General features: G+C 35.4%; 12 protein-coding genes and 2 riboswitches. Of the genes, 7 read left to right on the top strand and 5 right to left on the bottom strand.

Annotation, left to right across the window (positions count from 1 at the left end; translation table 11 throughout):
• The first annotated feature begins 5 nt into the window (after positions 1-5).
• Positions 6-566 carry a phosphatidylglycerophosphatase A family protein gene (locus HR057_RS06515; RefSeq protein ID WP_173730626.1) on the top strand — a complete coding sequence of 187 codons (561 nt, stop codon included), beginning with the start codon at positions 6-8 and terminating at the stop codon, positions 564-566.
• 105 nt (positions 567-671) lie between these two features.
• Here HR057_RS06515 and HR057_RS06510 read toward each other — a convergent pair whose 3' ends face one another.
• A complete protein-coding gene (locus HR057_RS06510) occupies positions 672-1712 on the bottom strand; it encodes a zinc-dependent alcohol dehydrogenase family protein (protein ID WP_173730721.1) in 1041 nt (346 codons plus the stop codon).
• Between the two features lie 611 nt (positions 1713-2323).
• Here HR057_RS06510 and HR057_RS06505 point away from each other — a divergent pair.
• Both HR057_RS06505 and HR057_RS06500 read left to right on the top strand, forming a co-directional pair.
• Positions 2324-2938 (top strand): PH domain-containing protein, encoded by a 615-nt coding sequence (locus HR057_RS06505; RefSeq protein ID WP_173730625.1) that lies wholly within the window; start codon positions 2324-2326, stop codon positions 2936-2938.
• 139 nt (positions 2939-3077) lie between these two features.
• A riboswitch (glycine riboswitch) is annotated at positions 3078-3174 on the top strand.
• Between the two features lie 2 nt (positions 3175-3176).
• Positions 3177-3256, top strand: a riboswitch (glycine riboswitch).
• 66 nt (positions 3257-3322) lie between these two features.
• Positions 3323-3934 carry a trimeric intracellular cation channel family protein gene (locus tag HR057_RS06500; protein WP_173730624.1) on the top strand — a complete coding sequence of 204 codons (612 nt, stop codon included), beginning with the start codon at positions 3323-3325 and terminating at the stop codon, positions 3932-3934.
• Positions 3935-4036: 102 nt separating this feature from the next.
• Here HR057_RS06500 and HR057_RS06495 read toward each other — a convergent pair whose 3' ends face one another.
• Entirely contained in the window at positions 4037-4651 is a 615-nt protein-coding gene (locus HR057_RS06495; RefSeq protein ID WP_173730623.1) for a nitroreductase family protein, read from the bottom strand.
• Between the two features lie 251 nt (positions 4652-4902).
• Between HR057_RS06495 and HR057_RS06490 the strand changes: the two genes are divergently transcribed.
• Positions 4903-5301, top strand: a complete 399-nt coding sequence (locus tag HR057_RS06490; RefSeq protein WP_173730622.1) for a DoxX family protein — start codon at positions 4903-4905, stop codon at positions 5299-5301.
• Between the two features lie 152 nt (positions 5302-5453).
• Here the strand turns inward: HR057_RS06490 and HR057_RS06485 are convergent, their stop codons facing one another.
• Positions 5454-6593: an IS110 family RNA-guided transposase gene (locus tag HR057_RS06485; protein ID WP_173730621.1), complete on the bottom strand. Its 1140-nt coding sequence runs from the start codon at positions 6591-6593 to the stop codon at positions 5454-5456.
• A gap of 404 nt (positions 6594-6997) precedes the next feature.
• Between HR057_RS06485 and wrbA the strand changes: the two genes are divergently transcribed.
• Positions 6998-7627 (top strand): NAD(P)H:quinone oxidoreductase, encoded by a 630-nt coding sequence (wrbA, locus tag HR057_RS06480; RefSeq protein WP_173730620.1) that lies wholly within the window; start codon positions 6998-7000, stop codon positions 7625-7627.
• 220 nt (positions 7628-7847) lie between these two features.
• Here the strand turns inward: wrbA and HR057_RS06475 are convergent, their stop codons facing one another.
• Both HR057_RS06475 and HR057_RS06470 read right to left on the bottom strand, forming a co-directional pair.
• Entirely contained in the window at positions 7848-10007 is a 2160-nt protein-coding gene (locus HR057_RS06475; protein WP_173730619.1) for an ATP-binding protein, read from the bottom strand.
• The gene (locus HR057_RS06470; protein WP_173730618.1) at positions 9979-10707 is read right to left on the bottom strand and encodes a response regulator; all 729 of its coding nucleotides are present in this window, start codon (positions 10705-10707) and stop codon (positions 9979-9981) included. Before HR057_RS06470 ends, HR057_RS06475 begins: the two co-directional genes overlap by 29 nt.
• A gap of 184 nt (positions 10708-10891) precedes the next feature.
• Here HR057_RS06470 and qhpC point away from each other — a divergent pair, with 184 nt between their 5' ends.
• Both qhpC and peaA read left to right on the top strand, forming a co-directional pair.
• Positions 10892-11209, top strand: coding sequence for a quinohemoprotein amine dehydrogenase subunit gamma (qhpC, locus tag HR057_RS06465; RefSeq protein ID WP_173730617.1), 318 nt, complete (start codon positions 10892-10894; stop codon positions 11207-11209).
• 14 nt (positions 11210-11223) lie between these two features.
• Positions 11224-12867, top strand: coding sequence for a quinohemoprotein amine dehydrogenase subunit alpha (gene peaA, locus HR057_RS06460; RefSeq protein ID WP_173730616.1), 1644 nt, complete (start codon positions 11224-11226; stop codon positions 12865-12867).
• The last annotated feature ends 3 nt before the right edge of the window (positions 12868-12870 follow it).

The following is a 12870-nucleotide window of genomic DNA, read 5'->3' as shown; positions in this document are numbered from 1 at the left end:
TAGGAATGGCAAAAAGAGTACATAGCCGTGATGTTCAAAAAGCTACTAAAAAACTTCTGGAAGAACGCGGGGTTACAGTTGAAGACATGGCTAAGATTGTTTATAAAATGCAATTGCCGTTTAATCATGGATTAACCCTTGAAGATTGTATTTTTTCAGTGGAACGGGTGCTTAGAAAGCGGGAAGTTCAACATGCGATCTTAGTTGGAGTGGAACTGGATCGACTTGCAGAGAAAAAAATGTTGTCAGAGCCTCTGCAATCTATCGTTGAAAATGATGAGGGGTTATTTGGTATTGATGAAACACTTGGTTTAGGTGCTGTTCTTACTTATGGAAGTATTGCAGTGACAACGTACGGCTTTTTGGATAAAAATAAAATAGGTATTATTAAAAATTTGGATACAAAATCTGGAAAAGGTGTACATACGTTTTTAGATGATCTTGTTGCTAGCGTATGTGCTTGCGCTGCTTCTCGAATTGCCCATCAAATGCGTGATATTGAAGAAGTAGAAGAAGATATGGCATTAAAAGAAATCGACAAGGATTATGAAGAAAATATAGGGTAAATCCTTCCTCATTATTTAATTGCTTAGATTAGTGAAGAAGGAAAAAAGAGACGGTTCGTTTGTTCCATTCATTTCATCGAACAAACATACCGTCTCTACTTCTATTTATTCATTTGAAATGATAACCTTAATCGCTTGTTCTTTTGCAGCATTTTCAAAAACATTGTAGGCTTCTAAAATGTCATTTATATGGAAACGGTGTGTAACTAATTGAAGAGGCTCTATTTTTTTAGCTGCCACTGCTTTTAACAACATAGGTGTGGAATTGGTGCTGACAAGACCGGTTGTTAAAGTAATATTTTGTATCCAAAGTTTTTCGATATGGAGTTCTACGCTTTTTCCATGAACCCCTACATTGGCAATCGTTCCACCCGGTTTCACAATTTCTTGGCAAATATCAAACGTTGCTGGAATACCGACTGCTTCTATAGCAACATCTACACCTTTGCCGCCGGTTATTTCCATAATTTTTTCGATAGCTTTTCCATCGGAACTGTTAATTAATTTTGTAGCACCTAGTTTTTCTGATACTTGTAGACGATTATCGTCTAAGTCAACCATAATAATTTCGGATGGGGAGTAAAATTGTGAAGTTAACAACGCTGACAAACCAACTGGACCTGCTCCGATAATAGCAATTGTATCTCCTGGTTTCACACGACCATTTAGAACACCAATTTCAAAGCCTGTCGGCAAAATGTCACTTAACATCACCATAGCTTCTTCATCAACAGTAGGAGGGACAGGGTGTAAACTTGTATCAGCATATGGGATTCGCACATATTCTGCTTGTGTTCCATCAATCGTGTGACCTAAAATCCAACCACCATCTTCACAATGGGCATACAGACCTTTTTTGCAATTCTCACATTTACCACAAGAGGTAATACAAGAAATGAGTACTTTGTCTCCACGTTTGAAATTTTGAACGCCAGAGCCAACTTCTTCAATGATACCTACACCTTCATGTCCTAGAATTCGTCCACTTTCACAAGTTGGTACGTCTCCTTTTAAAATATGAAGATCCGTTCCGCAAATAGTTGTTTTGACAATTTTTACAATTGCATCCGTTGGTTTTTGGATCGTCGGCATTGGGACGTCGGTCCATTCTTTCATGCCCGGTCCTCGGTAGACAAGTGCTTTCATCATTCTTTGGTTTGTTTTTACAACTTCACCCATTTCTTGAGTTTTCATTAAAATCCCCTCCATTTAAAAATGAAATAAATGTAAGCCCTTACAAAAAAGAGGCTTACAAAATATTACAGTTTTATTATAAATGAAAATTGGACAAATAATAGAAAGAAAATTTCGACAATTTTTTCAAAAATGATAATGATTATTACCGTCTCATAATTTAAATAAACCAAGTATAGAAAATTACATTTTATGTATGTAATAAATTTATTCGGCGGCAGTTATTGTTAAAGCAAGTGTGGCCTACAGTACATGCAATGGAAATGGATGTATTTTACTGTAAACAATGGGAGGGGATCAATGAAAAAGGATCAATGAAAAAGTTACATAAAATATTATTAATAGTGTTTATGATCTTTGTATTCTTTGCGATTTTAGGTATTTTAGCATTTTATTCCGCTAAGATATATACATGCCAACCATTAACCGATGATACCATAGTATAAGATAGATAAGTTTTTTTGCTGTATATTTTAAGGAAATTCAAAATAATTGAATCTTTTTTGTTATTTCATACGTTAATATTAATGTGGGTGAATTTTATTAGAGAAAGGATGAAACAAATGTTCAAAAAAATTGCTGCGGATGCCCTAGGATTGAGTGATATTGGGAGTGTCATTAAACCTCAAGATTACGACAAGGTTGAAGCTGATGATTTCGTCATGCATGAAGATGATGAAAAGATTTATTTTCTAATCAAATCAAAATCAGATGAATATTGCTTTACAAATAGAGCTCTTATTCATGTGGATGGTACTAGTGCTGTCAGCAAAAAGCGTATGCTTCGCCGTTATGATTATTATCGCAATTATATTTCGAATGTTGCCCTTGAAACAGCGGGAACTATTGATTTAGATATTGAAATAAAATTTAGGATCGGTTCGGAAGACTTCTCAATAGATGTGCATAAAAAACATCTTGATGAATTAAAAGATTTATATAAAGCATTAGTTAAAATCTCAGAAATTCAGTTTGAAAATGATAGTTATATCAATTATACGAATGAAAGTTTAAACATGGCAGTCAACGTATTAGGTCGAGCACCTGTGGGAGACCGACGTGTGTCTGAAGAGTTTAAGGAAATCAATGAATATGTCTTTAATGTTCTTTCAGAAAGCAAGAAAAAATATATCGTTAAAGATTTTGGCGATGTATTTGAAAAATATATTAATAACTGATTTTCTCAATGGACGGGTGTATAAGATTTGAAAGAGCCTTACTATATAAACATCCCATTCATAAATTTGTATTGACAGAACAAGTTGTTATCCATTACATTTTATTAATGTAAAAAATTGAATACGATGAATTGGGCGAAAGACTGCAGTGGGAGAGAACGTACATAGTGCGTCGCCGAAGGGGCAAATCTTCATTGGAAGATGAATCTCTCAGGTAAAAGGACTACTGTAGGACGCATCTCTGGAGAGCGCATCAAAGCCACCAAAGGGGTAACACCTTCTAACATGAGGTAAAACTCTCAGGTACAAGGACAGAGAAACAATCCGCATGCGGCGGGAGTACTGTAACTTGCTGATGTTTTACTTAATGGTAGGAGGTTTTTTATGGTTTGGGATGTTTTAAATGTTATTGGAACGATCGCATTTGCAATAAGCGGAGCTATTATTGCCATGGAAGTAAAATACGACATCATTGGAACTTATGCATTAGGGATGATTACTGCCTTTGGCGGTGGTGCGGTCCGGAATTTATTGATCGGCATTCCTATTGAAAATTTATGGCAGCAGACTCCACTATTTATCATTGCACTCATAACTATTACGATTGTTTTTCTATTGCCGGCAGAAACTGTTCATCGCATGAAAAAATGGAATCTCTTTGATGCAATTGGTCTTTCTGCATTTGCAGTTCAAGGTGGAATGCATGCTTATTCCAATGATCTTCCTATTCTTGCAATTATGTTTTCCGCAGCAATTACAGGTGCTGGTGGGGGGATCATTCGTGATGTACTCGCCCAGCAAAAACCAATCGTGTTTCAAAAAGAAGTTTATTTATTCTGGGCAATGCTTGCCGGGTTTATCATCGGTATGGGCTGGGCAGAAAAGCCATATCAGCTTTACATACTATTTGGTGTCATTCTCGTTTTGCGTGTTATGTCATATCGTTTAGGCTGGTGTTTGCCTATAAGAACAGTTACGAAATTACAAGAAAACTAAAAGTAAATGCTGGGGTAATGGAACCCCAGCTTTTTTAATAGATATTAAGTTTTTAACCTAAAATTGTTTGATGATCAAAGGAAATCTTAGACTTTTTTAACATTAATCAACGAAATGAACAAATTCTCCAATCGGTTTCCGATACCCTCTTGGTCTAATTTTTTCATCGGATTTTCCTATTGTAATCATTAGAACAGGCTCGTGGTTTTCAGGGATGTTATAGATATTTTTTATCAAATCGACATTTTTAACGTGCATCGGGCAAGTATCCCATCCTTTGTCTTTGGCAGCTAGCATGAAAAGCATCGCAGATAAACAAGCATTTCGAATATTATCTTCTTCAATCAATGTAGGGTTATTTTCATAAAGGTTTTTGATTGTTTCAATCGTTTCTTTATATTCACATTCATCGATAATTCCAAGTAACTTCATGCTTTCGTATAAGTCAGGGGCTTTTTTGTATCCTTCACGATCCCCACAAACAATAATGGTTGCTGAAGCACTTAATGTTTTATGTTGATTAAATGAAGCGGCTTTCACTTGTGCTTTCTTTTCCTCAGATGTGGCAACATAATAATGGGTTGTTTGAAGATTATAAGAAGATGGGTGAGTTTTAACGATTTCGAAAATTTCTTGTAACTCAGAAACAGTGATTTTCACATCTGATTGAAAATTTATTGCTGAACGTCTACTTTTGGCCAATTCTACAAATTCCATAATAGTTGTTCTCCTTTTATGTATGAATATTTTTATATAAAGAATCTCAAATTAGAGATATACATATTATAACATTTTTAAATCGAAATAAAAATGATTGACACCAATTGAAATGTCGTTTATGATAATATCATGAAATCGAGATAAATTAATTTGAGAAAAAATAATTAATTATAAAATAAACGAGGCCTCGAAATTTTTTTTATAATCATATCTCGAATTCGAGATAAAATAAATAGGGGGAATTAAAATTGGTGGATTTTGGTTTGTTAATCATCCGATTAGTCATTGGTATTCTATTTATCGGACATGGAGCTCAAAAATTGTTCGGTTGGTTTGGTGGTTATGGAATTAAAGGAACAGGAGGGTGGTTTGAATCGATTGGAATGAAACCTGGAACAACGATGGCTGTTCTCGCAGGGCTAACAGAGTTTATCGGTGGAGCTTTATTTGCTTTAGGATTGTTAACTCCATTTGCAGGAGTATTAATTGCAGGAACAATGGTCGTTGCTATTATTAAAGTCCATGGTCCTAACGGGCTTTGGATCACAGCGAATGGATATGAATACAACCTTACTTTGATAGCTGTTGCGATTGGGATAGCATTAATTGGTCCTGGTCGGTATGCTTTAGATGCATTTTTTCTGTGAAAATAAAATTACTTAGGTTCTCCACAAATCAATGGGAATAAAGCCAAAATCTTTTGTTAATAATATTGATAGACTAATTTTGGCAATAGGAAAGCAGAGCTACCGTTATTTACGGTTTCTCGTATATCTTTCCTAAAATTGGTCAAAACTAATTAATTTGTTAACATTTCTTTATAGGGAGCCTTATCGATCAATATTCGATAGGCAATGGAAAGCATTCGTCGGCCGATCGCGATGAGTGCTTTTTTCTTTCCCCTTTTTGAAGCTAAAGACCAATATTTAGCTGCTAATAATGTATTTCTACTTCTAGATGCTGCCCAAGCTGCTTCACATAACACGGATTTCATATGCGGATTGCCTTTTACTGTTTTGGTACTTTTTCTTTTTCCAGCACTTTCATGATTTCCAGGAGCTAGTCCAGCCCATGAGGCTAAATGTTTTGCAGTCGGGAACTGCTCCATATTGACGCCCATTTCTGCAATAAGGACAGTAGCTACTTCACGATTAACTCCTGGAATGCTATCTAAAAGATCTATTTCCTCTTGATAATTGATCAGTATTTGATCTATTCGTTCGTCAATTTCCTGAATAGATTTTTCTAAGTACACAATATGATCCCATGATTGTTTAATTAAAAATAATTGGTGATCATTTAAAGTACCAAATAAGGAATCCGTCACTTGCTTTTTCTTATGGACCATCCGCTTATGAATTTTTTGTTCTACATCAGCTTCATCAATATACCCTTGTGAAATTAGGTGTGCCAGAAGTTTTCTTCCGGAAGCTCCAAACACATCTGAAATGACTGTTGCTAGTTTAATATTTGATGCTTCTAGGACTTTTTGAATTCGATTTTTTTCTGCAGTGATATGATTCATTAATTTCTTCCGATATCGTGTTAAGTCACGAAGTTGACGGATATCTTCTGGCGGAACGAAGCTTTTTTCAATAAGTCCGTGTCTCAATAATTTTGCAATCCATTCTGCATCCGAAACATCTGTTTTTCTACCTGGGACGTTCTTAATTCGTTGAGCATTTGCCAAAGTAATATCGAAGAAATCTTCAAGGATATTGTAAACAGGCTTCCAATAAATGCCTGTACTTTCCATGGCGATATGTGAGACTTTATGGTCTTCCAGCCACTTTAATAGGTGAAACAAATCTTTTGTTAACGTCCCGAAGGTTTCAATTTCTTTAGTAATCTCACTGTTCTCATTCTCAATAAGAACACAAGCAACAATGGATTCAGAATGCACATCTAAACCTGCACATCGTTTAAATAATACATCCATACACCTCTCAACCTTTCTTTTTAGATTCCACAACAGTGGAGTGGATTTGTAAGTTCATCATTTTTCTGTACGTAGTCATCCCACCATTCAAGGGAGCTCACATTGGGTTGTGCGGCAAATCCACTCCAACAGTTTATTTTACAGGGTTAAAACCACCATTAAAATGCACGTCATATACTCACTGTTGTGTTATCTACATTATGGACGAGAGATATTTATTTTCATTCGGGGTTGTGGCCAAAACGGCCATGAATGTTTATTTTAAAAAATCTTGAATTTGAGAATTACAGATTAATAGAATTTTCACTTATTCTTTTTATGTTATGACGAATCAGGAAATCAATTGTAAGAAATACTATTGGCGAAGCAAAATGAATTGTAAAAAATGAAAAGGAGAATGGAACATGTCAAATGTAAAATTAGCTGTCATTTATTATAGTATGACTGGTACGAACTACCAATTAGCAAAATGGGCGGAAGAAGGAGCGAAAGAAATTGGTGCTGAAGTGAAAGTGTTAAAAGTACCTGAACTTGCACCACAGGAAGTTATCGATCAAAATCCAGCATGGAAAGCTCATATCGAAGCAACAAAAGATGTCCCTGAAGTGAAATTGGAAGATTTGGAATGGGCTGATGCGATAATTTTCAGCGTGCCATCTCGTTTTGGAAATATGCCATCACAAATGAAACAATTTTTAGATACTACTGGTGGTCTTTGGTTTAATGGGAAACTTGTGAACAAAGTTGTTAGTGCAATGGCTAGTGCTCAAAATCCTAATGGGGGACAGGAAGCAACTATTTTATCCCTATATACATCGATGTATCATTGGGGAGCTATTGTTGCAGCACCAGGTTTCACTGATCAATCAGCATTTACGGCTGGCGGCAACCCATATGGAACAAGTGTAACAATTGACCAAAACGGAAAAATGATCGAAGATGTTAAAGAAGCCGTTAAACATCAAGCGAAGCGTACAGTAACAGTTGCCAATTGGGTGAAAACAGCAAACCAAAAAGAACCTGTGAGAAGCTAGGGTAGAAGCTGTTTCGTTTTTTCGATAAAAAAGTTTGCAATAGAGGATTGAATGGCATCTTCTGCAATTTTATATCACATAAATAAGAAACGTACGAATATTTAATTCATATAGGTATTTGCTAATAAAAACAGTTGCAAAAATTTGCTGGGGCTTGAAACAGGCCCCAGCTTCTTTTTTTATGTGGTGGACATTCAGTGAATCGCGCGCTTCCATATTTTTAATTCTTTTTGCTTTCCAACTTCTTCATTTTTTCGGTTGGCAATGAAATTGTAAAAACACTTCCTTTATTAAGTTCGCTTTTGACTTTAATTTTACCTCGATGCTCCTCTACAATTTCTTTAACAATGGCTAGTCCAAGACCATTGCCTGGAATCGTCGAGTTCCGCGATTTATCAACACGATAAAATCTTTCAAATATAAATGGAATTTCAGTTTCTGGTATACCGATTCCATAATCTTTTATTTCAAAAAATAGATGATCATTTTCTTCAAATACTTTTATTTCTACAGGCAAGTCATCATTAGAAGAGTATTTAATAGCATTATCGATCAGATTATAGATGGCTCTTTTTAAATATTCCGGATCGGCCATGATCGGTGATAATGAATCTTCGACCATGGTATGAAGTCTATTTGCCTTATTACCATCATAATGGCTTAACAGATTTCTAAAATATTCAGTAGGATTGGTCAGCTGAAAATTGTACGAATTTTTTTTTGATTCAATCGTACTTAACTCAAGAAGTCCTCTTGATAAATGTTGAAGTGAGTTTAAATGTCGATAAATTTTGTTTAAATAAATATCAATTTTTTCTTCCGGAATCATTTTGTCTTTGATCGCTTCCAAATAACCGATGCAAATAGTGATCGGTGTTTTTAAATCATGGGAAATGTTTGAAAACAATTCCCGCCGGGATTCATCAATTGATTTTAATAACGCATTTTTTTCGGAAAGAGATTGATTTGCAAGCTCTAGTTGTTTTGTTCGTTCTTTTACTTTTTTCTCTAAATCGTTGGTCAAATCGATATATTCATTCATTAAATGATTCAGCGCAACGGTCATCCGGTTAAATGCTTGGCTCACTGCCTTGAATTCCTTTAGATTGTCTACCATAATCGTCGTATTTAACTTTCCTGCCGTTAAGGCTTGAATGCCAAATAATAAATGTTGTAATGGTTTTATAGCATATTGCCATAACCTAAATGTTAATATCAAAATAATTATAAAAATAATTACAACAAAAGATGTATATTGCTGATAAAATTGATTGCTGTTTGCTTCAATATGTTCATTCGTTATTTCAGTCACAGCTGAAATAATTTCTCTTTTTGGAATGACATATATCAGTTTCCAAGTTGTACCTTTGATTGGAGAAATCAAAATATATTTTTCTTCGTTATTTAATATAGAAGTAAATGGTTTCTCGCTATTATATATTGTCTCGCGGAAATCAAAGGTAAAAAAGTTTAGGTCGTTCATTGCTTCTTTTTGATAGGCAATAAATTTCAGATTCTCATTCATTAAAACTGCATAAGCATCTTTTTCTCGGAATTTAAAATTGAGAATGTGGTTTAGTACACTTGGAATCGTAATATCGACGCCAATAATTCCAATTTTTTTATCATTAACTATTAGCGGTGTTGACAATGTAAATACTCGATTCCGATGTGTAATATCTTGATAAAGATCGGTGATGGAAACGGCTGGTGCTTCATTTTCATTCGAATCAACAGCTATTTTGTAGAATAATTCTTTTGTAAAATCAATATCTGGTTTAAAATATCCATCCTTTATTTCTTGGGGAAAATCTAAAGGTGGATAAATTCTTGATGCCGAGTCCGCTAAAATAATATACATGGCAGCAATATGTGATGTTGAAGAAACCGTTTCTCTAAAGAATGTTTCAAGATAAGCTGTTTTTGATAAATCTTCTAGCAAACTTTCTGTAACTTTCGTCCGGGAGCTGATGATAACATTCGATTCATATTGAGACGGTTTTGTCCAATAATACCCTTCTTTTTCTTTAATTAAATTGAGCTCTGATTCAATGGGTAGGTTATTATTCAAAAATATATCTTCAGCCATTCTTCGGCCAATTAAAACTTTCTTTTTCGCTTCTTCAATTTTTTGCTGAATGAGTCCAGCTTGCGTGTTCAAATGTGACTGATGAAGTTGAATAATATCTTTAATAATGGCTTGCTGAATATCAGAACTCGTATTTATAACAACCCTTTGAACACCATGATACGTATAAACGCCTACTATTAGGAGTGGAATAAATGATAAAAATAAAAAAGAGAGCAAGATATGGGCGCGGTAAGTTTTTGGGAAAAATCGTTCACATTTTTTATACAGATTGTTTAATAACTTCTTCATTGAATTTGTAACCTGCTCCTCTTATAGTCAAAATAATCGTCGGATTTTTCGGACTGTCTCCGATTTTTTTACGAATGTTTCCGATATGGACACTCACTGTTTTACAATCAATATCTGAATTGAACCCCCAAATCCTCTCAATTAAATGGTCCGTATTAAAAACTTGAAATGGATGCATCATAAAAAATTCCAAAAGCTTGAACTCCTTGGCAGATAAAAATACTTTTTTTCCTTTCACAAAGCAATCAAATTGTTTTCTATTAATCGTGATCGATTTAGAAGAAAGTATTTCATCTTTGTCTACATGGTCTACCGCATGATTGCTTCGCATTTGCTCAATTCTTCGTAAATGAGCTTTTATTCGTGCTACAAGTTCATTAGGACTGAAAGGTTTACTAATGTAATCATCGCCGCCAACTGTTAATCCGAGAACCTTATCTATTTCAGAGTCTCTACAACTTACCATCAGAACCGGAGCGTCTGTCATTTTTTTTATATGGGGACAGATGTCGAAGCCGCTTGAATCCGGAAGGGATATATCTAATAAAATTAAATCAGGTGAATTTTCCCGAATTTGTTCGATAGCTTCTTTCCCATTTTTTGCTTCAAGATAATGAAACCCTTCTTTTACAAGATACATTTCTATTAGTTCACGGATTTCCTCTTCATCATCAATGACAAGGACCGAACGTTTCTCCATAATCATCCCCCTTTTGACAAATGCTTACCTTCATTGTATGCTCGTCCACTTAGTTTTTAAAGATATTTGCATAAAAATTTAAAAAAATTAAGAATTTACTTTATTTTTACTTTAATTTTTAAATATTTTAAATATTTACCTTTAAAATAACGGAAAAATACATGTGTATGAAAGGAGAGGCAAAATGGAGCATCTTCAACCATTGAATCGTAAAGGGAAAAAAATGTTAAGAAAAATTGAGGAAAACGAAAAAATGGACGTGCAAGGACTGCAGCTTCCTTTTGGTTGTACGACAGTGTTCGATCCCGGCTGGGAAGCTGATAATTCAGGTTTAGGTGTGGCAGGTGGCTGTCAGCCAATGGAGAGGGATTTATATGGTTGTTACGGGGACTGCTGGTGGGCGGCCCAGGTGCCTGACGGTATGAATAAATATCCAGAATGGCACCAAGCCTGTCCGGCAGCCGTTCGCGATTGGCAGAAATTAAAATTTGTTGATGAGTAAGAGGAGGAAATGGAATGGGAGGTAAAAAGAGCTGGATATTCATCCTATTAGCTATAGTTATTGTTACTCTAAGTGCATGTACAAATAGCTCCACTAAAGAGACTGCAACAGGGGAAAATGTAGTGCAAAAAGCAGCATCCAAAAATGTAGGAGATTGGAGCGAAACATTTCAAAAAGCCTGTTTAACTTGCCATGCCGTCGATGAAAATGGAAAAATTGCACGAATTAGCGATATAAGAAAAACACCTGAAGGCTGGGAACAAACGATATTGCGGATGCAAAGAACATGGGGAGTGGAACTTTCAAGTGAAGAGGCTGCAAGGATTGTTGCTGAATTAAGCGAAAAAAACGGTCTTGCACCTGAGGAAACTGAAAAAATTATGTACTGGTTAACAGATACAGGCTCGATCGTGGAAGCTCCAATGGAAAATGAGCTCATGCAAGAAAGCTGTGTACAATGTCATGCCGGCGCAAGAGTCCTTGCACAATATCGGACCGAAGATGAGTGGAAAAAACTGAAAGATTTTCATATCGGTATGAATCCATCAATGGTTTACCAAATGAGGGCCATCGATTGGATCGGAAATGCAGACAAAATTGCTGATTATTTAGCGAAAACAAATCCAATGGAAACGGAAGCATGGAAAAATTGGAAAGAAAACGGAAAAAAATATGATATTACAGGTGAATGGAAAATCATCGGCTATAGCCCAAGCACCGGGTTGTATTCAGGTGATGCAACAATCACTGCTAAAGATGATCTTTATTATGAAAAAAGAACTTTAAATCTAGCAGGTAAAGCAACAAATTATGAAGGCAATGTGAGAATGTTTACCGGATATTCGCTCCGGAGCAGCTTAGGCAACGAAAATGAAAAAATCCGTGGTGTTTTTAATGTACAAGGAGACGGGGAGATTATCACAGGACAATGGAATCGTGTAAATGACATGGGAATTTACGCAAAAGAAACGTATTACAAAAAAGGACAACCGCAAGTTCTTGCGGTATGGCCAAAGTCTATTAAAAAAGGTACTGAACAAACGATTACTGTTTTTGGAACAGATTTCCCTCAAAATTTGAAAAAAGAAAACTTCCAAACAACGAATGGTCTCGAAATCGTGGAAGTTGTAAAACAAAATAATGACGAAGTGCAATTAAAAGTTAAGGCACCTGCAAATACGGATATTCCGACTGGAGAAATTTCATTCGTTGATCAAAAAGGTGCGGCTTCCATTAACTTCTATCAAAAAGTAGATTACGTGAAAGTTACACCGGAATATGGGCTTGCACGATTGGCATATGACGGCAGAAAACAAAGTGTTCAATTTGAAGCGATTGCTTATGCAAATGGTAAGGATGGAAAGGCCAATACGGAAGATGATATCGAGCTTGGGCCGGTGAATGCGAAATGGAAGTTGCAAGAATACAAGTTAATGGGAATTGAAGATGAAGATGTTAAGTACGTAGGTTCCATTAATGAAAATACTGGTCTATTTATTCCAAGTGATGGAGGACCAAATATTAAGCGGGAATGGAATACGAATAATGCTGGAAATGTAACGGTTGTTGCAACCTATGTAGATCCACATAGCGGAGAAAAATTAGTAGGTGAAACATTCTTACTCGTTACAATCCCTGATTTTGTCTATGTTAAATAATTT

The sequence above is a fragment of the Calidifontibacillus erzurumensis genome (assembly GCF_013303125.1).
GTDB classification, from domain to species: Bacteria; Bacillota; Bacilli; order Bacillales; family Bacillaceae_J; genus Calidifontibacillus; species Calidifontibacillus erzurumensis.
The sequence above is the reverse complement of the archived record's forward strand: the minus strand, read 5'-3'. Positions and strand labels throughout refer to the sequence as shown.

Excerpts from the sequence above, each read along its gene's own strand:
- HR057_RS06495 (WP_173730623.1), bottom strand. The coding sequence starts at position 4,651 with ATGGAATTTGTAGAATTGGCCAAAAGTAGACGTTCAGCAATAAATTTT.
- HR057_RS06510 (WP_173730721.1), bottom strand. The coding sequence starts at position 1,712 with ATGAAAGCACTTGTCTACCGAGGACCGGGCATGAAAGAATGGACCGAC.
- HR057_RS06515 (WP_173730626.1), top strand. The coding sequence starts at position 6 with ATGGCAAAAAGAGTACATAGCCGTGATGTTCAAAAAGCTACTAAAAAA.
- qhpC (WP_173730617.1), top strand. The coding sequence starts at position 10,892 with ATGGAGCATCTTCAACCATTGAATCGTAAAGGGAAAAAAATGTTAAGA.
- wrbA (WP_173730620.1), top strand. The coding sequence starts at position 6,998 with ATGTCAAATGTAAAATTAGCTGTCATTTATTATAGTATGACTGGTACG.
- HR057_RS06475 (WP_173730619.1), bottom strand. The coding sequence starts at position 10,007 with ATGAAGAAGTTATTAAACAATCTGTATAAAAAATGTGAACGATTTTTC.
- peaA (WP_173730616.1), top strand. The coding sequence starts at position 11,224 with ATGGGAGGTAAAAAGAGCTGGATATTCATCCTATTAGCTATAGTTATT.
- HR057_RS06470 (WP_173730618.1), bottom strand. The coding sequence starts at position 10,707 with ATGGAGAAACGTTCGGTCCTTGTCATTGATGATGAAGAGGAAATCCGT.
- HR057_RS06505 (WP_173730625.1), top strand. The coding sequence starts at position 2,324 with ATGTTCAAAAAAATTGCTGCGGATGCCCTAGGATTGAGTGATATTGGG.
- HR057_RS06500 (WP_173730624.1), top strand. The coding sequence starts at position 3,323 with ATGGTTTGGGATGTTTTAAATGTTATTGGAACGATCGCATTTGCAATA.
- HR057_RS06485 (WP_173730621.1), bottom strand. The coding sequence starts at position 6,593 with ATGGATGTATTATTTAAACGATGTGCAGGTTTAGATGTGCATTCTGAA.